This is a genomic window from Bacillus cereus group sp. MYBK15-3 (genome assembly GCF_051916765.1).
GTDB lineage: Bacteria > Bacillota > Bacilli > Bacillales > Bacillaceae_G > Bacillus_A > Bacillus_A cereus.
This window is the reverse complement of the sequence record NZ_JBQAHG010000006.1, coordinates 221,705-240,038: the sequence shown is the minus strand read 5'-3', so window position 1 is coordinate 240,038 and position 18,334 is coordinate 221,705. Positions and strand designations below refer to the sequence as shown.

Sequence of the window (18,334 nt, the reverse complement as noted above, 5' to 3'; positions counted from 1 at the left end):
ATCAAAAAAGAAGCCCATAACCTTAGGCTTCCTTACCGACCAACTTAATTTTTCGAAACACTAACACACCACACAATACCTCAAGTATCGCCGGAATCAATAACCCCGATACTGATACCCATAAGGACATCACTCCGATAGCTACCATACACGTTCCGTACACAAACCTGTTTATCTTTGTCATAGCTACACTTAACCCGAGGGCTATTACCTGAGCAGCCAAAATAACTCCAACCGCTCCAGATGTATTCCAATCAAACATTTGCAATTTGTACCCATATAAAATCGTATCCAACACACCGAATGTACTTCCCAATAAACCTATATAAAATTCAACAACCCTACGCATAAAACGTCCTCCATTACATTCTTTCTATACAACTACACCCTTTTCAGAACATACTCCATTTCTACACCGACTTTAAACAGTCTACATAAAGTCAACTTAAATGTGTACTTAAGTCAACATAGACTCTTCTTCCCTTTATTCATACATAACTTCCCCTATATCAAAGGCATATAGTCGAATTCAAAGTCTACATTAAACTCACATTACGTCTACATAAAGTCACACACATTTTTAGGCAAAATAAAAAGGATTGCTCGGACACAACCCTCATTATCCTCTATTTTCATCGATAACTACTTTGTTCTCATATTCATAAACAGAAATATCTGTACCCTCTATTGCCTTGTTATACTGCTCCTTGCTTACACCTACAAGATACGTTTTACCAGATACATCTATTTTTAAATCCCCATAGGACTTATCAGAACCACTTGTTACTTCCTTAGACACAACGTAAGCCGTCTCACTTTTACCTTTCTCAATAACTGCTTGTTTCTCTGTATGCGCATACACCTTTAACCCAGATACAGAAACTACAATCGTACATAAAACAGCACCCAATGCGATAATCGCTTTCTTTTTACTCATGTAACCTCTCCTTGTACAAATGACTTTCACTTATCTATTTGTACTTTCAAGGAGTTTGTTTATATCCTACTTGTCTTTCAATATAACCTTATCTTCATATTCAATAACATTAATTTTATCGCCAATCTGTAAGGACTCATACACCTTATCATCTACATCTATATCGTGGTTTTTCTTCCCCATATAGACCTTAATACTGCAAGTATCTGGGTCATCTGAAAGTGGAATCGGCATTCCACTTGTTAGGAGCATATTCGAACCACCTTGTACCATTTCTTTATCTACCACAATTGCCTGTACTTCTCTACCATTCTTCAAGGCTTCTTGTTCCCGTAAACCTTTATCTATCGAAAACCCGATTGATACCCCAATGAACACCAACAGTAGACCTGCTGCAATAAACCACTGCTTCGTATTCTCAAACATTAAGACACCTGCCTTTATCGTTTAAATTCAGTAATCGGGACACCGTTCCCTTGTAACCAAACAACATCTAGATTCTTCATTACCTCCAAGGTATCCCCCTTATTTACTTTGTTGTAGGTATCCTTATCCACAAGAATCCTGTATTCTTTCCCATCGACCAGAACGGTTATATAGCAATCACTTACACCATCTGCAGTCGAGTTTGTGTACACAGGCATAATAACCGGAACAGTCAACATAGCTACATAACTACTCTCCGTTACCTCATTCTCTACTTCTTCCTTACCTACAACAGTAGCACTCACGACCTCTGCACCATCTGTAGCATCTTCAGACGTACCTACAGCAAGTTGGTAAAAGTTATACCCCATACTCCCCATAAATAATAGAAGGATTACCGCAGTAACTAATAGACCAAACATACCTTTTGATTCACCCATATGCTATCAGTCCTTTACTAACATTTTATCTCCATACATCACAACCGGCAGGTCGTCACCCTTTTTCACTTTTTTGTACACCGACTTGTCTACGGTTATTACACGAGTTCCGTCACCATCCTGTACGTTTATCTTATACATAGGCGGTTCGCCCTTCTTTGTTTCGTTTATTTCCTTATCACTAACCTGTACGTAATGTACATCCCCTTTTTGTAAGGCATTATGCTCACCTATCGTATCCCAAATACCTTTCCCTACCACTAAACAAACCGCTGCAATAAAGAAAACCCCAAATATAACAGCAAACCACCCATCGAACTTCTTCATTAGTGAAACTCTCCTTTTCTTATTATTACCTCACATAACATCCCAAATAAATTTAGCTACCATCAGACAGACCATACCTAAAAAGAAAAGACCTAAAGGTAAAGCGAAACTTCCTTTACGTTTATCCGTCTCTTTTAACTTATTTTCTACAGACATGCGAACCCTCCTATCTACAAGCTCTCCCTTAATTACCGTAAGCCGTATTTTCTGCGTAATATGCCTCAGATGTAGAAGTGTATATCACTGCACCATTTTTAAGTTTTAATTGAATATCATCGTTGATTTCACCTTTGTGTAGTGGGTTGTCTAATCTCCCTACATGCAGCTTCTTAACCCCAACTTTGATAACTTTATCAGGAGTGTAAACCTCACTACCGATAACTTCTCCCGATTTGATAGCACTAACCATCCTTTTTAACACAAGGTCTCTATCCCCATTCATCTCTAAGTTTAACCCGAAATTCTCATGTGTTATTAACCTAGAATAAGACTTAATTCCATCCTCCTGCGTTACAATTAAAAAGTAGTCGTTATTATCCATATTAACCGCCCTCTCATACTTGTTTTACATAAAATTTACCGTTGTACTCAGTAATCGCTATCGTATCTCCGATTTTTACATCCTTATATACCTTATCGTCTACACCAATTTGTATTGTTTCCCCTTCACCATTCACACGGATTTCGTACCGTGTATCTTCATTACCCCTGTCGTTTCTGCTCTTTTCAAGCACTGTCACGTATGTAGCGTTACCCTTTTTAATTGCCGCTTCTTGTACCTGAGGTTCGTAAAAATCCAAATAAAGTACATACATAACAATCCCAACCATTATAAGAAACACAGGGATACTGGCTTTAATCGTAATGTCATCGAAACATCTCCAACGACCTAAGCCTTTTCCCTTTTTACTTACCTTCTCTTCTCGAGACATACAAAGCATCCTTTCAAATTCGTTACCCTATAAATACTTTATGTAATGCCAATGCTGTCGCTAGAATACCTAGTATCGAACCAACATACAAAAGCTCCGTCAGTATTTTATATTCTAACCACATCTGCTTTCTTTTCTTGTACATATCTTCCTTAGACTGAATCTTCATAGACCTAAACCCTGTAGAAGATACGTAAGTGCGATTAATAATACTGCAGAGCCTAAAAATACAAACCCAAAGTGTTTCTTTATCCAAGGAATATCTCCTCTATAAGGACGACTGTAAAACTCATCGCTTATATTCCAAAGAAACTCCCCGTCTTTATCCTCTAACATTAACCATTTAGCTCCTACGCCGTGGCTGTGCGCAATAGACCCCAGTACCTCAGGGTCAATCCCATTTTCACGCAGCTCCGGACAGTTTGCAATATGAACGTAACGAACCCCATCCGTATCGAATATCTCACGTATTGCTTTTGCCTCTTCTTTTGTTGCATGAAAACTTTCTCCTTGGTACATCTTTTGAAACGCACCTACTAAATCACTCATTTACCTCACCCTATCACATCTACATAATATTTAACCGTAGTCCAAAATGGAAAACTCCCCAAACAGCCACAACAAGCGCAGCGGTTACGAGAACCAACTTTCCTACCTCAACACCAAGATAAATCTGCCTTATCTCACTATCGATATTCCAAACAAAGGTTTTCTCGTTCGTATCCACAAGAAACCAATCAAACTCATCTTTGTATTTACGAAAGAAGGGCTGCAACCTCCTGCACATCCCTTCTTTCGAATTCGTATACTGGTGTACTCCCGGTACATCAGTAATATGTGGATATGCCACACCTTTATTTGCAAGTACATCCATAACTAGACTTCTATCTTCCTTTGGTACTACAAAACTCTTTTTCTTAGCTAAGCTACCAAGTATCTCCTCAGCACCTATCACTTCACAGACACCAACTTCCACATTACATCTTCATACTGTTCTGGCTTAAAATCATGGGACACCCCGAACTCATCTACTTGAAAATAGATTCCGTATCGATTGCAAAAGACCTCGACCTGCTCATTCCCGACACAAACTGCCTTATATCCCGGCTTTAAACAAGCAAAAATTTCATGTGTTTTCATACCTTACTCCCTCCCATCTTTAGTTATACAGTATTTCTTACCGTTTCAACCGCCTAGAAGCGCTCCAGACGGTGTTTTTTAGTCTCTAACCCAGATATATAAAACTCCTTCTTGTCGGCTTATAACCGCCCTGTCGTGTACACTAGCAACCGCAAAAGAAATAGGTACACGTAACGCATCGATTAAGTCATCTTTTACTATCGTAACCCCGTTTTCATCTTCCTCATCTAAATAACTTCCGATAGCTACTGCACGTTTACCTGTCTTTTTAATTGCTTCACGCAGGTAGTACAACTCAGAATCTTTAACCTCGAAATCTTCGCCTTTTTCTAGCTTAGACAGCATATCAGCAATTTTCTGTACGATATACATACCACGTACCGCATCCACATCCCCTGCAGCATACTCCATCATTTCGATACCCGACTCAGCTAATCTCATGTCATCCATAGTGCCCTCAGTTATGACTGTTTTTGCATAAGAACCAGAAACCCAACCACCCTCAGGTACTGGCAACTTCTCACCTTCTTTACCAGAATGGTAGTTACTTGCCGTTAACATATCTAGACTCTCGTTTTTTCGTTGTCCTTTAGTTACATTATCTAGATACCCTTTAGAAATGTGTTCACTTAATCCTGACGACTGTACGTCCTGTTTGTTTTTCTTATTGTTTGTCATCTTCCTTACCTCCTTTTATTTTTCTTCAATCGTAACCGTAATGTTTAGTGCCTCTTTCTCTTCCTCAACACCTAAGCACTTCATAATAACCCCACAAGGGATACGGGCTTCTTTTAGCTCCTCCAGTACCTCATCGGTTGCAAACTCTTCGCTAACCAGTACAAGCGCTCTCTCGCCTTTGTTCCGTTCCGCAACCTCTTTCATTTGTGTAGCATCATCAAATTGCAGCAACTCCATATGCCTTACAAGGTCTTTCATATCGTAGAACCCGAATTTGTACCCTACACAAACCATTACATCAAACTCATCTAAAAAGTAATGCGGAATGAGAGTGGCTGCCCCGTCTGCAATTCGGAATGTATCTCCTTTTACTACCGCATACCGAATAACCCCTTTTACATCTTCGTAAAACTTATGTATTGCCGTCAAACTCAGAGAAGATAGCATTTCACCCTCCCCATCTAAAAACACATTCTTTGTAGGCTCAACATCTTTAACCTCATATTTCACAAAGTTATCACTAAACACTAGCATCTTCGTAATATCTTGCAACTGCTCAACACCTTCTCTGTCAAACGGACTCGGGAAGTTGCTGAAGTCCGTTGGAATCTTGAACGCCTTGTTTGCTTCTACTAACACATCTAAGGCTTGTTGCAGCTCTAACCCCTCTTCATAGGCTACCAACTCGTCATGATGTTCTGCATGTACATAATAATTCATACTTCTACCCCCTTATTATATAGACCGCTCTCTTGGAGCAGCCTTTTAGTTTATAACCAGTCGTCAGCAGTTCCCAAGAAACGAGGAACAACTACCGCACACGGGATTCCCGCAGCCTCTAAACCACCCAAGAACCCCGACATAACTCTATCTTCACGGATACACACAATCGCACTATCCTTACCGACACATTCCACAAGTTTAGCAACTGGGAATGTATTATTTACATTCATAACCATACTGTCCTTAGTTAGTACACCCATTGTAGAATCCTCAAATTCACAATCAATAAAGATATACATATTGAACTGTGTACCAAACGTTTTATACACAATACTCGCATCCATATCCGGTACACGGAATGCTTTCTTTGTCTCTAAAGACTCCCGAACCATAACCTCTAGACTATCAAAGTATTTACTAGTACCTATACGTACCAACTCTCCTAAATCAAACCCAGCACTTGAATCCGCTCGATTTAATGGTGGAGTCTTATCCTCAACTGTATACAACACATATGAATCAATATACTCCATACGCTTAACAAGATTCATAACATCAATCTCATCTACAGCATCGTCATCAGGATTCAAAGGGAAAAATTCGAACTCAGCGGCAAAGTTAGTGAAATCAGAAATAATCTGAAACCCTTTATCCTCTGCAACCATCTTATCTAATGCATCCTGTAGACCTAACTCCCCTTTACACACCTCTAGCTCGTTTATATGTTCTTTATGTACGTAGTAATACATAATCACCATCCTCCAGTGTATACATTTATTATAAGTAGAATTTTATACCGTTTCTCGTACCCCGTTATCACAGGTATACGTAAAATTATTTGTTGTTCTAACTAGCTTTAGTATACCAATTTTTTATATTTTAGTCAATAGTTTAGCGTAATAAAAAGGCATCCTCAACGAATGCCTTTACTTACACCACTAGTTTTTCGTTGTAAGCATTAACCTTTTCTTCAGCCTCTTTCACACTATCAAAAATCAAGCCTTCTGCTACATCTACGTGTTGTACCGTCCCGATAAAGTAATCATCATCCAGACCTACCCACACTGGCTTAGCATCTTCCTTATGTGCTTTAGCTCTTACCTCATCACTACTATGATATAACATATCCTCTGCTAACCACATAATCGCTATACGTTTTCTTTTACCCACAGTAACCACTCCCGTTGCTCGTTTTGTTACCTCTATTATACCAATTTTTTATATTTTGGTCAATATGGTTTTAAAAACCTAAAGAATACTTCCTCGCCGTTATATACGAAACCAATATCCCCATCTTCATCACTGAACATCGGTGCTTCTACCTTTTTATTTCCGTCCACTAATTCAACTGTCTCTTTCGTAAGGTTTTGTCTACCTACTGTAATCTTCTTACCACTTTTGTCTACGTAATGCATTTCTACATCCCCTTTTTGATTAGTTATTTTACATCTTTATGTGGTTCAATTTCCCCGTTTTCTATCATATTTCCGTATTTTGTTTTAATTGAAATTAGTTTATTATAAATCTCTTTTTTATCTTTCGGTATTCGGTGATACAGCTTATACTTAACTTTACCGTCCACAGTCTCCTCTACGTTTAGAGCTACCTTATACCTATCGAACGCACCGCACACCCAGAACCTCACATCCGCATTACTACACGTCACGTATACAGTAGCACTTCCCCTGACATCAATTACAACACCCTCATCATGAATCGTAATTCCTTTGATTGCTTTAAGATATTCTTTACGGGACATTCCATAATATTTAGCTCGTTCTAGCCTACCTTTTATATCTTCTTTTTCTTTCTCCAATTTATATTCTTTTCTCTGCATCGCTTTTATTTTCTTTTTTACATCTTCACTCTCTGCATTAACCCTAGCTAACTCATTTTGTAACTTCTCGACTTTAGATGATGTTCCCACAGCAATAACCTCCACATTTGCTAGGTTAAGACCCGCCCGTAGGTAGGTCTCCTTTTTGTTTTGTACCTTATTTCGGTTCGATTTCCCCGTTCTCCATCATCTTACCGTATTTATTTTTAACAGACACCATTGCATCGTAAATAGCTTTTTTATTTTTAGGTACTTCTCCCGGTTGATATTTTTTGTAGTAATCCTGTTTACCTGGAACATTAGCACGACTTACCCAAAGCTCGTTTTTAGCTTGCTCACCGAATAAACCGTTAAGCTGTAATTCCATGCTTCCATCGTTACCAAACACATACACTCCGTTCCCATATAACCCACCAATTACTACTTGGAAATCACCCTCTTGGAACTCAACACCCGAAATTGTTTTAAAGTATTCAGATTGTGTCATACCTGCGTATTTATCTCTTTGTAACTCAAGGTCAAACTCGCGTATTTCACTTTCTAATCTACGTTCTTGCATGTCCAATTCTGCTTTTTTCTTACGTACTTTTGCTAAATCTTCCTTCGCTTTATCTAAACATCTTTGAACTGACTCTTTATTCACGGTATTTCCTCCTAGTAATTTGGTTTGTTTTAACTATCTTTACTATACCAGTTTATTATATTTTGGTCAATGTAAAATTGAAAATAATTTAAAAGCAGGTGTCTGACTGAACACCTGCACATCTGCTTATATTTATCTATAACCCATCTATACGATAATGTGAAAAACCTTCGTAGCAGTAACTAACATCTATACCGTTCATGAACACCTCACGACTATGTATTTTATCCGTTAACGCTCCTCCAATAAGGTTACGAATCTCTAAATCAGTTACTGGACTTCGTTCCATTGCTGAAAGGTATTCTTCTTTCTTAATTACACCCCAATCCACAACCCTTTTTAATTCTTTTTTCAAAATTAAATCTAACCAAATACGTGTACTCCGACCGTTACCGTCACGAAACGGATGCGCTATATTCATTTCTACATACTTTTCAACAATTTCGTCTAAGCTAGCTTGTGGCATTTGATTAATACCCCTAAGAGAACCTTCTAAATACATAACAGGTGCAAACATAAAATTCCCTTTTGCTATATTTACCGTACGTATCTCCCCGGCAAAATCATAAATGTCCTCAAACAGATAGGTATGAATATCCACTAGCCCTTTATACGTCCCTACCTCTATGTTATCAATATCCCCAGAGTCATATAGTCGTTTTGCGCTGACTTTACTTACTCGTTCTTCTGCCTTGTCTAACTCATCTTGGGTTGCAATTCCTAGTTTATTATCTAACATTAACCCACCCCGCTTTCCTTGGTTTTAGTACCTCTATTGTAATCAATAAAAGGTACTCACGCCTATACGCAAGTACCTTTATCTTCTTTAACAATTCTCTAAGTCGTAGTAAAATCCATCTAAAATATCGCCTTCAATATTGATACTGATTCTAGCGTTACCACAGGAGCAGCGATGTTCACCCATCACATATGTATTACACTCCGAACACCCATGTTTTAAATCAACTTCTTCCCAAGTTACGATTTCCTCACGGTACTTATCTCTCGCTACCTCATCCACTGCCTTTACAATATCTTTTGGTGATAGCCCTTCGATATTAATACCGTTCTCAGCAGCGTACTGAATAGATTTAACAAGCAATTTATCTGCTTTACTTACCTCTTTAATCTTGCGGTTGTACTGCCACGTTATACGGTCATATAACTGCACCAAGTTTGTAGGTGATTGGTTGTTGTAAAGCTTAACTCCATCTACCTCTTTTTCGCACATATGCGCATACGGCTTATCACGATTACAAGAAGGGTATTTTTTATCTAACTCATCCAGTACGTTCTTCTTAAACCAAGGAACATACCCTGTAAACTTAGGCACTAAGCTCCTTCTGTTATACTTCTTCACTTGAATCCCTAACGACTGCATAGCTGTGACCGCTTTTTGCTGCTCTTCTTGTCGTTTTGTATACATTTCTTTATTTAATCCATCGTTGTACTTTTCAATTTCTTCCCAGTCAGCCATAATACCTACAACTTCATCTCTAGTTAGTTTGATTAACTCTCCCCAATTTGAGAGTAGATGGGCATTCGGATACGCTTTATACTCTTTTTTCAACAGTAACCTCTCCTTTGTTTACGCTACAATGAAACACTCATCGTATTCGTTAGACTTTTGAATCTTACAAACGCCACCTTCTAAAATCGTTCCTTCTAAAGAATCATAAAAACTATCTAAATCACCATAATTCTTTTTTATATAATCCACAGGCATCACCTGTACCAGACGTAACCCTACTATATTTGTATCTTTTTTCGTAATCACTACACAAGGCTTTACAACTTTCTTCATATGTGAACCACCTTTTGTTTTGTTGTTTTTGTTATTTTTACTATACCAGTTTATTATATTTCAGTCAATAGACATCCCGAAAGAAAAGCGGTAATCCCCGCTTCTCTTTATCTATGTTATAAAGGAGAGGTTATATGAAATTCATATAACGTTTAAGACAGCTACATGCGTACCTAGAAAGGTATGCAACGGCGTTGTTGTTTACATTACCTATTGCCTACTTTCACTAGCCTCATCTATTTCCCTTAACCTAGAATGGTAAATCATCGTCCGAAATATCAATTGGCTGTCCTGCGCTACTAAACGGGTCATCGTTTTTCCTAAACCCAGAATTTCCACCAGTACCGAACTGACTTCCACCTTGATTGCCAAATTGACTTCCACCGTTACCTGCAGGTGGATAAGGCTGCGCTCCGCCATTACGTGGCTCTAAAAACTGTACTGACTCACACTGAACCTCCGTAACATATACTCGCTTACCGTCCTGCCCCTCGTAGTTACGTGTCTGCAAGCGTCCATCGACCCCTGCTAAACTACCTTTCTTTAAATAGTTTGCTACATTCTCAGCCTGCTTTCTCCATATCACGCAGTTAATGAAGTCTGCCTCACGTTCCCCCTGCTGATTCGCAAAATGACGATTAACCGCAAGCGTAAACGTAGCAACCGCCACTCCGTTTGGCGTGTATCTCAAATCGGGGTCTTTTGTTAATCGCCCGACCAGTATGACCCTATTCATCATTGGTATCAAACCTCCATGTTATTGTTTATTCATTTCTTTCATCGTTTTCACAATTGCATCCATATGCGTATGATGTTCCTCTAACATATGTGTTACCTGCAATCTAGGTAATTTATTTGCACTAAAATACAAAGTCTCTAACTCACTACAGTAGCTTGCCGCTCTAGTAATCTCAGCATCCAAATCTACATCCGTATCCTTATGCATTTTCGCTAACTCTACTAGACTACCCAAGGTATAATTCAACGTAGACGAAAAGTTTTTAAGGAAATCCCTATCTTTTATTCGATGGATAGGGTAGATAATTTCTCTTTGGATTCTCCTCAAGTACTTTGTCTCTAACTCAAAGTCAAATTTATAAAGCTCGTCGTAGTCAGTATCCTTCGTAAATTTAATTGAGAAGAACTTAAACGTTGTTTCTTTAACCACATGGGGAACAAACACCGCATCAAATGTATGCCAAAAGTAAGTTTTAAATTCCCTACTGAGTATCTTTATAAACTCACCACTGCCCCCATCTTCTTTTCTAACATAAGTATACTTTGTTTCCTCATACGTATCAAAAAAGTCCCCTCGCTTACAACCCTCAAAATCCTTTATACATAATGATGTATACACAACAACACCTCACAGACCCCTACATTACCTATTCTTTATCAGCTGTAATATCTCGGAACGCTTTATTTGCTAAATCTAATTGCCCAATTGTTTCTCCGTAGTCCAATAACCCTTTATGGATTTTAGCTAGTTTTTCTTTATCCCACGTAATTGCAATACGATTGGTAGGTCGAGAGTCTACTGTAAATTGACCACGTTCCGCCCACTCTTTCTCCGTTAACTTCTCGCCCTCATGATGTACCAAAACATCAAAATAGCAGCAAGCTACTAGACTATTCATCTTCTCAATATCCGTAATGAAATAAAAAATATGTGGCATACGCTCTACAACCATCTTTACCCACGCACGAATCTCAGGGATTTCATAAATATCATTCGGGTTATCGTCCCACCCGCTGAACGTTATCATTAGTTTTTGGAATCCGTTATCCTGCATCGTTTCCATATGTCTGATAGCACTCAGTAACCTAAGGATATCTAACTTTTTTACTTCTTTCTTTGCTACCGGAAATAAATACAAATCCCCCGGCATTTTTGGTATCCGATTCATAACTTATCCCTCCATTTACTGACTATCTTCACCTTCTTTACCCTCCACAGGTCGTAACTCGTACCGAGTAGGCATCAGTTTATTCAGTATAGCAAACTCCTTATTTGCTTCCGCTTCATCCTCAAACGTTGTGATACATTTTCCGTCTGCAAATACGCCTTGCTTCAACTAAATCACCTGCTTTCTTAATTCAAAAAAGACAGCGCCTATTTCGAATTACAGCTCAAAAGGTTTTCTACCTCTATCTTAACGCATAACCGAATTTGTGACTCTGCCTTTCTTATCATTGTTCATTATCTATTGTGTTGTTCCTATCACTGTGCTTTCTGATTTGTTTCCTTGTATACCTTACGTTCCTTCGCTACTCTTTTCTTCTTACTTACCTCTAACCGATGCGTAACCACTCCGCAAAGTACCAACGAAACACCTAACATTAAAATCCCAAACAATACTGGATTCCACATCCTATACACCTGCTACCAGTCGATATATTACGTAACCTACCGCACCCCAAAACGAAGCAAAGCTCACCCATAGCGCATGTAACGCATATCTCTCTTTTACCGTCAGTGAATCTCCATACATAACATCAACCCCTTTTTCTATCTTAGTTTTATAGCTTCATTTCCCCTAACCCTATGTTTCTTTTACTCTAAAACCCTATGCCTATTTTAAGCCCCTCTTTGCCCGGCTTTCCTCGTTTTGTTTTACAACTCTACCCATAACTACCTGCGCATCTTCTCCGCCCTTATAGACCAATTTCGAACGGCAACAACTAGAGCGATACCGAGCCATTTTCTGCACCGCACCTTTAGGGGGTGTTCTCTTCCAAATCTTCGCTAACTTCCCGCAGGACTCACACTCACAGAAATACCACAATGAGCCTTTAATTGAGTCTTTATATAACTCCCTGCTCTCTTCTGTAACCTCTCCAAAATTACTCGGAACTCCTAACCTTTTAATTTCAGACTCAAACATCTTTGTGCCGTCCCTATGCGGCTTTCCAAGCATCAATAACGCATAATGGACTCCCTCGTGCCTTGCAACCCCACGCAAATGCTCTTTACTTGCGTTTAACAAGACCTTTTTATTGAACTCAATTCTCGTTTTTGTTACATCAGGTTTTCCTGTCCCTTTAAGAGAAGCTACCCTCACTAACCCGTGTGCCTTACGTAAATAGGGATTCACAACCACCGGAGCTTGTAACCTTAGTCCGTACTCGCTACGTAATAATGTATCTATCGTCACTCTACAAAACTCTAAACTATCTTTTATTTTATCTTCCTGTGTTGGCATATCTAACAACCTCCCATAGAAAAAAGGTCTAGAAACAACTAGACCTTTGTTTACCTCATATATTTAGTTACCGTACCAGTTTTGTTTCTACAACTAGTTACTGTCTTATTGATAATTATCTCCCGTAGCCATTAACTGCTCCATCATTTCATCTTCATACCCATCAGACAATTGAATATTTTGACCCTCAAATTGTTCATATAAACCGTTCATTAAAACAACCCCCTGCATTTGTTTTCGTGTTTTCTATACTCGTAGCATACCACCTACTGCGTGACTAAACTGCCTAACTCTTATCAAATCTAGCGTATAGAAAAAGGCAGTAGACCCACATGAGTCTACTGCCTTCCTATTAACGAGTTGCCGCCGCTCTTTTACGTTGTTGCTGAGCAATTGCTTCTCTTGCAGATGTGATTTTTGAGATACTATTGTCCTCTTTTGCCTGCACCTCTTCTTCTGTAGCTACCAGTTTTGAACCGACCTCATCGATTCTATCACGGAAACCAAGATAGTTTCCATCCGTAAGATGTGCCAGTATCATATCTTTTAAGATTGGTAAGAAATTACCTACCCATAACTCACCGCTACGGAAATACTCTGTTCCATCATCGTATACAAGCGTAAAGTTTGTAAACTTTGTATTTTCCTTAAAGAGATGTTTATTTACCGCAGGGACAAGCATAGAATCCAATAACGAGAATAACTCGTAATCGTTCTTCTCCATTCGAAGCGTGAACATATTGTTTTTCTTGCTATAACGAAGCATCTTCTTCATCTTATCTTCAACAGATACAAAGTCCTCTTCGACCTCTTCACCTTTTTTCTTTTTCTTATTAACTGTAGTAAACCCAACAGGTTTTACCTGTTTTTTGTTTGCAAACGCATGTCTTACATTACCTAGAACCGCATCAACGTCGCCTTCCGTTTCCATTAACCACTCAACAACGTTACCTGCAAACATACCGAAGTATTTCAACGCATTTTCTAAACCGCTGTCTTTAAGTGCTTGTTCTTTTGTTTCATGCCCTTTTTCATTTATACGTTTCATACAAGCTTTAAGTAGTTTTTTAGCTAAAATACTATTAAACTCTACTACATTTTTAAGGTCTGCATATACCGCATCTTTACCACGTTTTAGTACCTCTACAATCATTGCCTCGGCTGCATCTCCAAAGTGGTGACTGTACTTAATAATACGACCGTTTTTATGTGCCTCTTTTAAGTTCTTAACCCCGTCTTTTTCAATTTCCTCCGCAATAACACGTACCGCAAATTCGTTAATTTCGTTTTCCCAGAAGGTACGAGGGTCATCATACACAGGAAGTTCTTCCCCTGCTTTGAATTTCTCCATAGCCCACGCACATTTTTCATCCATAAGAATAACCGGAGCCTCAAGCTCGTCCACTTTACCATCTTTCCAACAGTAACCAACGTTTGCACCTACGTATAATGGTGGGATTCCTTTTGCAGAGAAGTCAATCTCCATAGCCTCACGCATAATTGCAGTTGCTAACCAAGGGTTAATCGATTTATGAACCTGTACGCACACCTCATCATGTACGTTCAATACCATACGTACTTTTTCCTCGTTGAAACCGTATTTCTTGAAGAACATGTAAATACGATACATTGCCATCTTCATGATATCAGCAGCTGTTCCCTGTACAGGCATGTTACCTGCTTTACGTCTACCAGAACCACGTTTATATTCCGGAATTTTACCGAACGTTTGGAACTCAGGAATGTTACGACGACGTTTAAATAACGTCTCTGTATACCCTGTAACCTCGGCTCTATCTCGCACATCCTCGAAGTAGTCACGTAAGTTAGGTACACCATCAAAGTAACGTTTACGAGCTTCACGAGCCATTTTTTGATGATATGGTGTATCATCCCCGTACAGTTTTAGGGCTAAGTTTGCATCCTCTAACCCATAAGATGTACCGAAGTTTAACACCTTACCTACTTTACGCTCTTTTGACGTTACATCTTCATACGCTTTGTTCATCATATTTGCATACGCCATGATATGATAATCGGCTTCTGGATTAGACCTGAAGAAGTTTACAACCTTTGTCTCTCCACTTAATCCTGCCATCAATCGATACTCTACCTGCGAGAAGTCACAGATTAGGAAGTAATATTCATCCGTTTCCGGAATCATATACTTACGTGTCTGCGGCTCTGTTTGCTGTACGTTTGGATTGGAACATGTTAAACGTCCCGTCTCCGCCCGTGTCGAGTTATAGTTAGGGAATAAGTACCCGTCAATAACCAGTTTTGGCAGCTTAGAATAGAAGTTCGAAATTAACGTCGATAGTTTTGAATATTCCTGCAGTAATGGGACAATCGGGTATTTTGCCGACCCATCATTGTTTTTATACTGCGCAATATCATCCATCGTATTCTTATCTGTAGAAATCCCGCCTTTTTTCGTTTTATAACGAGGTTTTACAGGTATCTTCATATCGTTAAACAACACATCTACTTTTTGCTGAGGTGACGAGATTTTAAACTTACGCCCCGCCACCTGATATATTTCTGTCTCTAGCTCCATGACTTTACGTTTTGTATCCTCATACAGCCCCTCAATACCCTCTTTGTCTACTTTAACCCCGTAATACTCTTGTTCCCCAAGAGCAGGAATTAACGCCACTTCCAAGCGATAAATGAAGTCTAAACTCTCATCCCAATCCTTATCCATAATTTGATGGATTAAACGAGGAAAATCTGCATCGGCAGGTCCGTATAATTCACTGAACTCGCGACTCGCATAACGGAAATCAAGCACATCATTTTGTTTTTCAACCGGATGTCTGAACTTGAATCTTGTTATATCATTTACACTTGCTCCAGATTGAATTGCATCGTAGATTAGTTTTAAATCGGTTTTTGTACGTTTCTCGTACATATCCTCTAATTCCACAACATCTACGTGTAATACCGCACGGGCGATATCCTTTAACTTACGTAATCTTGAAGCAGATGCAATCTCTTTAATAGCCTGACGAATTAACGTATCATATACGATATTTAATCTCCAACCAAACATCTTCATAACACGCCAGTCGAACTGACCATTATGCGTAACTAACTTTTTAGCTGTTTTGTAGTTTTTATCGCAATACGGTCTCAATAAGTGCAGTAAACGTTTCTCACCCATTTTTACGTTCTCATACCGTTCATGGCGAAGAGGGAAATACACTCCCGTATTATCTTCGTAACTCATACAGATTCCTACTAACACGTCCCGCTTGGTTCTATTTGTAAGTAAGCCAGACGTCTCGGTATCGAACCCTACAATCTCATTAGTTGTTTTTAAACCTTCAATCCACTCCAAAATCTCATCATCTTCAATTAGGATGCGGTAATTTTTTCGTTCTGCCCAAGATAAATCGTTTTCCTCCTGCAGTACTCGCAACGGAACATTGGTATATAAGTAGTCCTCAATCCCGCTCTTAATGGCGTTCTTCTGACTACTTGTGTCTACGTAATCCTCATATTCCATTCCCTTTACTTTGTTAGAATTACCTTTAGCCGTGTTGTCCCACTCAATATGGGGAATTTCATCCTCTTCTTTTACCCCAACACCTACAACTGGAAGGAATCTTTCGTAATCCCCTGCCACCTGTATTTTATCCATTTCCACATCTAACTCTTTAATGAAACTAGCTGACATGTAAATAGATGCAATTAATTCACCATCCTTATACCCCATTACATGTTCACGGGCAGACGTAGCAACATAACGGGCAACATACCCGCCACCTAAATCCACTGACCCAGATACTTTCTTTTTGGGCTTCTCACCTTTACGTAAAAAATGCATTCCTTTCCCGCCTTTCTCTTCCGAAACAATAATCTGCCTCTATCATATCACTATCTGGGAAGGAATATCAGGAACTCGTTATCAAAACAAAAAAGAGCCTTAAAAAGACTCTCTAATTATTTGCTCGTATAAATTCTTCAAATTTATCAAATAAGTCTGCATCAAAATTAACACCGACCATACCCCTCATAATATCTAATGCTGTATTGAATGAGAAAGCTTTTCTATACACTCTGTCGCTCGTTAACGCATCATATACATCCACTAACGCAAACACCTTAGCTAAATAATTAATTTGATTCCCTTGAAGCCCCAATGGATACCCCGAACCATCTACACGTTCATGGTGCTGCATAACAATGTCTAAGGCATCCTTATCTTCACACCTTACTTTATTTAACGTAACATGGCTCTTAATAATCTCAAACTCAGCCGCCATCAACTTCCCCGGCTTATTTAATACCTCTTTAGGTACATATTTCTTACCGTTATCGTGAAACATAGCTCCTATAATTAATGACCCTATATTCTTTTTAGGTAACCCTAAGAACTTACCAAAGTCCTTCGCCCCTTTTGCTGTCCGTATTGCATGCGACTCCATCCCTCCAGAACGAGCAACCACCACATCATACACTTTCACCTAAACTCCCCCATTCTGTAATAAAAAGACCCGATTCGAGCCTCCTTATTACATCTATTTCCCTTTATATTTACAATCTTATTTTCCAGAACAAGTACGACAATAACGACTTGAGAAAACCTCTTTCGCTACCTCAGCAGCAGGTATTTTCTTTCTACAGTGGCTACATACAACCAACCCTCTGATATCATCATTTAACGTAACCTCTAACCAATCAATAACCACCTGTAAACTTTCGGAGTCACATACTTTAAACGAATCTATACTGATATAACCGTTACTTTCCCACACATATAGTTCGAACTTTCCGTAAGCCATCATCGTAAGTACCTTATACTGCTTATCCTTATATTGAACCAATATATTCGCATCGTTAGCGTAGGTTAAGCCAAACACATTCACCGTACTCTCTACCGTCGCATTAAATGTGTAGTCCAACTCTGTTAACGTCACCCCATCACGTGCCATTCTCTGCAGGTTATCAAAAGGTACAACTGCTTTCATTTTCATACCTAAGCATTCCACCGTATCTTGCACATGTCTTACCATACCAACCACATCAGCTTTATCTAAGTACTCTTTATATTCAATTGGCGCTTCTTTCCCTTCGTTATCGTAAAACTTTCGTTTATTTCTAATTGTTCCACCAAACTCCGATAATTTCGTTAAAAATCTCATGTACAACACCCTTTCGGCTTGTATTATCTACTTATACTATACCAAATTATTATATTTTAGTCAATAGTTTAGGTAAAAGAAAAAGGTAGGGAGTTCC

The 18,334-nt window shown here is 38.9% G+C and carries 31 protein-coding genes; all 31 read right to left on the bottom strand.

Going from position 1 to position 18,334, the window contains the following annotated elements:
* Positions 1-22: 22 nt before the first annotated feature.
* The 31 genes from ACTFR8_RS23575 to ACTFR8_RS23425 all read right to left on the bottom strand — a co-directional run bounded on the left by ACTFR8_RS23575 (position 23) and on the right by ACTFR8_RS23425 (position 18,237).
* On the bottom strand, positions 23-349 hold the full coding sequence (locus tag ACTFR8_RS23575; RefSeq protein ID WP_440028327.1) for a hypothetical protein: 327 nt from the start codon (positions 347-349) through the stop codon (positions 23-25).
* 270 nt (positions 350-619) lie between these two features.
* The gene (locus ACTFR8_RS23570; RefSeq protein ID WP_221660483.1) at positions 620-937 is read right to left on the bottom strand and encodes a hypothetical protein; all 318 of its coding nucleotides are present in this window, start codon (positions 935-937) and stop codon (positions 620-622) included.
* A gap of 66 nt (positions 938-1,003) precedes the next feature.
* Positions 1,004-1,363 carry a hypothetical protein gene (locus ACTFR8_RS23565; protein ID WP_221660482.1) on the bottom strand — a complete coding sequence of 120 codons (360 nt, stop codon included), beginning with the start codon at positions 1,361-1,363 and terminating at the stop codon, positions 1,004-1,006.
* A gap of 14 nt (positions 1,364-1,377) precedes the next feature.
* A complete protein-coding gene (locus tag ACTFR8_RS23560) occupies positions 1,378-1,803 on the bottom strand; it encodes a hypothetical protein (protein ID WP_440028325.1) in 426 nt (141 codons plus the stop codon).
* A gap of 6 nt (positions 1,804-1,809) precedes the next feature.
* Complete coding sequence (locus ACTFR8_RS23555; protein WP_221660480.1) at positions 1,810-2,130, bottom strand: hypothetical protein; 321 nt, start codon at positions 2,128-2,130, stop codon at positions 1,810-1,812.
* A 30-nt stretch (positions 2,131-2,160) separates the two neighbouring features.
* Positions 2,161-2,286 (bottom strand): hypothetical protein, encoded by a 126-nt coding sequence (locus ACTFR8_RS23550; protein WP_260459668.1) that lies wholly within the window; start codon positions 2,284-2,286, stop codon positions 2,161-2,163.
* Positions 2,287-2,314: 28 nt separating this feature from the next.
* Positions 2,315-2,671 carry a hypothetical protein gene (locus ACTFR8_RS23545; RefSeq protein WP_221660479.1) on the bottom strand — a complete coding sequence of 119 codons (357 nt, stop codon included), beginning with the start codon at positions 2,669-2,671 and terminating at the stop codon, positions 2,315-2,317.
* Positions 2,672-2,684: 13 nt separating this feature from the next.
* Positions 2,685-3,062 carry a hypothetical protein gene (locus ACTFR8_RS23540; protein ID WP_440028323.1) on the bottom strand — a complete coding sequence of 126 codons (378 nt, stop codon included), beginning with the start codon at positions 3,060-3,062 and terminating at the stop codon, positions 2,685-2,687.
* A gap of 22 nt (positions 3,063-3,084) precedes the next feature.
* Positions 3,085-3,231, bottom strand: coding sequence for a hypothetical protein (locus ACTFR8_RS23535; protein WP_221660477.1), 147 nt, complete (start codon positions 3,229-3,231; stop codon positions 3,085-3,087).
* The gene (locus ACTFR8_RS23530) at positions 3,228-3,611 is read right to left on the bottom strand and encodes a hypothetical protein (protein WP_221660476.1); all 384 of its coding nucleotides are present in this window, start codon (positions 3,609-3,611) and stop codon (positions 3,228-3,230) included. Before ACTFR8_RS23530 ends, ACTFR8_RS23535 begins: the two co-directional genes overlap by 4 nt.
* A 19-nt stretch (positions 3,612-3,630) precedes the next feature.
* Positions 3,631-4,038 carry a hypothetical protein gene (locus tag ACTFR8_RS23525; protein WP_440028320.1) on the bottom strand — a complete coding sequence of 136 codons (408 nt, stop codon included), beginning with the start codon at positions 4,036-4,038 and terminating at the stop codon, positions 3,631-3,633.
* On the bottom strand, positions 4,014-4,202 hold the full coding sequence (locus tag ACTFR8_RS23520; RefSeq protein WP_221660474.1) for a hypothetical protein: 189 nt from the start codon (positions 4,200-4,202) through the stop codon (positions 4,014-4,016). The genes ACTFR8_RS23525 and ACTFR8_RS23520 overlap by 25 nt, the downstream gene beginning before the upstream one ends.
* A gap of 78 nt (positions 4,203-4,280) precedes the next feature.
* Positions 4,281-4,880, bottom strand: coding sequence for a hypothetical protein (locus ACTFR8_RS23515; protein ID WP_440028317.1), 600 nt, complete (start codon positions 4,878-4,880; stop codon positions 4,281-4,283).
* 15 nt (positions 4,881-4,895) lie between these two features.
* Positions 4,896-5,600, bottom strand: coding sequence for a hypothetical protein (locus ACTFR8_RS23510; RefSeq protein ID WP_440028315.1), 705 nt, complete (start codon positions 5,598-5,600; stop codon positions 4,896-4,898).
* 50 nt (positions 5,601-5,650) lie between these two features.
* Entirely contained in the window at positions 5,651-6,352 is a 702-nt protein-coding gene (locus tag ACTFR8_RS23505; RefSeq protein ID WP_440028312.1) for a hypothetical protein, read from the bottom strand.
* Between the two features lie 181 nt (positions 6,353-6,533).
* Entirely contained in the window at positions 6,534-6,773 is a 240-nt protein-coding gene (locus ACTFR8_RS23500; protein WP_221660470.1) for a hypothetical protein, read from the bottom strand.
* 59 nt (positions 6,774-6,832) lie between these two features.
* Complete coding sequence (locus ACTFR8_RS23495) at positions 6,833-7,018, bottom strand: hypothetical protein (RefSeq protein ID WP_193635439.1); 186 nt, start codon at positions 7,016-7,018, stop codon at positions 6,833-6,835.
* Positions 7,019-7,041: 23 nt separating this feature from the next.
* The gene (locus tag ACTFR8_RS23490; RefSeq protein WP_221660469.1) at positions 7,042-7,530 is read right to left on the bottom strand and encodes a hypothetical protein; all 489 of its coding nucleotides are present in this window, start codon (positions 7,528-7,530) and stop codon (positions 7,042-7,044) included.
* Between the two features lie 67 nt (positions 7,531-7,597).
* On the bottom strand, positions 7,598-8,083 hold the full coding sequence (locus ACTFR8_RS23485) for a hypothetical protein (protein WP_440028309.1): 486 nt from the start codon (positions 8,081-8,083) through the stop codon (positions 7,598-7,600).
* 136 nt (positions 8,084-8,219) lie between these two features.
* On the bottom strand, positions 8,220-8,822 hold the full coding sequence (gene fic, locus ACTFR8_RS23480) for a protein adenylyltransferase Fic (protein WP_440028307.1): 603 nt from the start codon (positions 8,820-8,822) through the stop codon (positions 8,220-8,222).
* Positions 8,823-8,909: 87 nt separating this feature from the next.
* On the bottom strand, positions 8,910-9,653 hold the full coding sequence (locus ACTFR8_RS23475; RefSeq protein WP_440028304.1) for a hypothetical protein: 744 nt from the start codon (positions 9,651-9,653) through the stop codon (positions 8,910-8,912).
* A gap of 18 nt (positions 9,654-9,671) precedes the next feature.
* Positions 9,672-9,887 (bottom strand): hypothetical protein, encoded by a 216-nt coding sequence (locus ACTFR8_RS23470; protein ID WP_221660465.1) that lies wholly within the window; start codon positions 9,885-9,887, stop codon positions 9,672-9,674.
* A 250-nt stretch (positions 9,888-10,137) separates the two neighbouring features.
* A complete protein-coding gene (gene ssb, locus ACTFR8_RS23465; protein WP_221660464.1) occupies positions 10,138-10,626 on the bottom strand; it encodes a single-stranded DNA-binding protein in 489 nt (162 codons plus the stop codon).
* An 18-nt stretch (positions 10,627-10,644) separates the two neighbouring features.
* Positions 10,645-10,872: a hypothetical protein gene (locus tag ACTFR8_RS23460; RefSeq protein WP_440028301.1), complete on the bottom strand. Its 228-nt coding sequence runs from the start codon at positions 10,870-10,872 to the stop codon at positions 10,645-10,647.
* Between the two features lie 400 nt (positions 10,873-11,272).
* Positions 11,273-11,794: a hypothetical protein gene (locus tag ACTFR8_RS23455; RefSeq protein WP_221660462.1), complete on the bottom strand. Its 522-nt coding sequence runs from the start codon at positions 11,792-11,794 to the stop codon at positions 11,273-11,275.
* A gap of 15 nt (positions 11,795-11,809) precedes the next feature.
* Entirely contained in the window at positions 11,810-11,962 is a 153-nt protein-coding gene (locus tag ACTFR8_RS23450) for a hypothetical protein (protein WP_193635430.1), read from the bottom strand.
* A 146-nt stretch (positions 11,963-12,108) separates the two neighbouring features.
* A complete protein-coding gene (locus tag ACTFR8_RS23445) occupies positions 12,109-12,258 on the bottom strand; it encodes a hypothetical protein (RefSeq protein ID WP_221660461.1) in 150 nt (49 codons plus the stop codon).
* 202 nt (positions 12,259-12,460) lie between these two features.
* Positions 12,461-13,090, bottom strand: a complete 630-nt coding sequence (locus ACTFR8_RS23440) for a hypothetical protein (protein ID WP_221660460.1) — start codon at positions 13,088-13,090, stop codon at positions 12,461-12,463.
* A gap of 352 nt (positions 13,091-13,442) precedes the next feature.
* The gene (locus ACTFR8_RS23435) at positions 13,443-16,919 is read right to left on the bottom strand and encodes a DNA polymerase (RefSeq protein ID WP_440028296.1); all 3,477 of its coding nucleotides are present in this window, start codon (positions 16,917-16,919) and stop codon (positions 13,443-13,445) included.
* Between the two features lie 112 nt (positions 16,920-17,031).
* Positions 17,032-17,559 (bottom strand): HD-GYP domain-containing protein, encoded by a 528-nt coding sequence (locus ACTFR8_RS23430; protein WP_440028294.1) that lies wholly within the window; start codon positions 17,557-17,559, stop codon positions 17,032-17,034.
* Positions 17,560-17,637: 78 nt separating this feature from the next.
* Complete coding sequence (locus tag ACTFR8_RS23425; RefSeq protein WP_440028291.1) at positions 17,638-18,237, bottom strand: hypothetical protein; 600 nt, start codon at positions 18,235-18,237, stop codon at positions 17,638-17,640.
* Between the last annotated feature and the right edge of the window lie 97 nt (positions 18,238-18,334).

What these genes read in the sequence shown, in the direction of transcription:
- ACTFR8_RS23495 (WP_193635439.1), bottom strand. Translation starts at nt 7,018, where the DNA reads ATGCATTACGTAGACAAAAGTGGTAAGAAGATTACAGTAGGTAGACAA.
- ssb (WP_221660464.1), bottom strand. Translation starts at nt 10,626, where the DNA reads ATGATGAATAGGGTCATACTGGTCGGGCGATTAACAAAAGACCCCGAT.
- ACTFR8_RS23425 (WP_440028291.1), bottom strand. Translation starts at nt 18,237, where the DNA reads ATGAGATTTTTAACGAAATTATCGGAGTTTGGTGGAACAATTAGAAAT.
- fic (WP_440028307.1), bottom strand. Translation starts at nt 8,822, where the DNA reads ATGTTAGATAATAAACTAGGAATTGCAACCCAAGATGAGTTAGACAAG.
- ACTFR8_RS23560 (WP_440028325.1), bottom strand. Translation starts at nt 1,803, where the DNA reads ATGGGTGAATCAAAAGGTATGTTTGGTCTATTAGTTACTGCGGTAATC.
- ACTFR8_RS23505 (WP_440028312.1), bottom strand. Translation starts at nt 6,352, where the DNA reads ATGTATTACTACGTACATAAAGAACATATAAACGAGCTAGAGGTGTGT.
- ACTFR8_RS23520 (WP_221660474.1), bottom strand. Translation starts at nt 4,202, where the DNA reads ATGAAAACACATGAAATTTTTGCTTGTTTAAAGCCGGGATATAAGGCA.
- ACTFR8_RS23440 (WP_221660460.1), bottom strand. Translation starts at nt 13,090, where the DNA reads ATGCCAACACAGGAAGATAAAATAAAAGATAGTTTAGAGTTTTGTAGA.
- ACTFR8_RS23435 (WP_440028296.1), bottom strand. Translation starts at nt 16,919, where the DNA reads ATGCATTTTTTACGTAAAGGTGAGAAGCCCAAAAAGAAAGTATCTGGG.
- ACTFR8_RS23565 (WP_221660482.1), bottom strand. Translation starts at nt 1,363, where the DNA reads ATGTTTGAGAATACGAAGCAGTGGTTTATTGCAGCAGGTCTACTGTTG.
- ACTFR8_RS23445 (WP_221660461.1), bottom strand. Translation starts at nt 12,258, where the DNA reads ATGTGGAATCCAGTATTGTTTGGGATTTTAATGTTAGGTGTTTCGTTG.
- ACTFR8_RS23510 (WP_440028315.1), bottom strand. Translation starts at nt 5,600, where the DNA reads ATGAATTATTATGTACATGCAGAACATCATGACGAGTTGGTAGCCTAT.
- ACTFR8_RS23545 (WP_221660479.1), bottom strand. Translation starts at nt 2,671, where the DNA reads ATGGATAATAACGACTACTTTTTAATTGTAACGCAGGAGGATGGAATT.
- ACTFR8_RS23555 (WP_221660480.1), bottom strand. Translation starts at nt 2,130, where the DNA reads ATGAAGAAGTTCGATGGGTGGTTTGCTGTTATATTTGGGGTTTTCTTT.
- ACTFR8_RS23515 (WP_440028317.1), bottom strand. Translation starts at nt 4,880, where the DNA reads ATGACAAACAATAAGAAAAACAAACAGGACGTACAGTCGTCAGGATTA.
- ACTFR8_RS23470 (WP_221660465.1), bottom strand. Translation starts at nt 9,887, where the DNA reads ATGAAGAAAGTTGTAAAGCCTTGTGTAGTGATTACGAAAAAAGATACA.
- ACTFR8_RS23530 (WP_221660476.1), bottom strand. Translation starts at nt 3,611, where the DNA reads ATGAGTGATTTAGTAGGTGCGTTTCAAAAGATGTACCAAGGAGAAAGT.
- ACTFR8_RS23570 (WP_221660483.1), bottom strand. Translation starts at nt 937, where the DNA reads ATGAGTAAAAAGAAAGCGATTATCGCATTGGGTGCTGTTTTATGTACG.
- ACTFR8_RS23540 (WP_440028323.1), bottom strand. Translation starts at nt 3,062, where the DNA reads ATGTCTCGAGAAGAGAAGGTAAGTAAAAAGGGAAAAGGCTTAGGTCGT.
- ACTFR8_RS23535 (WP_221660477.1), bottom strand. Translation starts at nt 3,231, where the DNA reads ATGAAGATTCAGTCTAAGGAAGATATGTACAAGAAAAGAAAGCAGATG.
- ACTFR8_RS23550 (WP_260459668.1), bottom strand. Translation starts at nt 2,286, where the DNA reads ATGTCTGTAGAAAATAAGTTAAAAGAGACGGATAAACGTAAAGGAAGT.
- ACTFR8_RS23455 (WP_221660462.1), bottom strand. Translation starts at nt 11,794, where the DNA reads ATGAATCGGATACCAAAAATGCCGGGGGATTTGTATTTATTTCCGGTA.
- ACTFR8_RS23575 (WP_440028327.1), bottom strand. Translation starts at nt 349, where the DNA reads ATGCGTAGGGTTGTTGAATTTTATATAGGTTTATTGGGAAGTACATTC.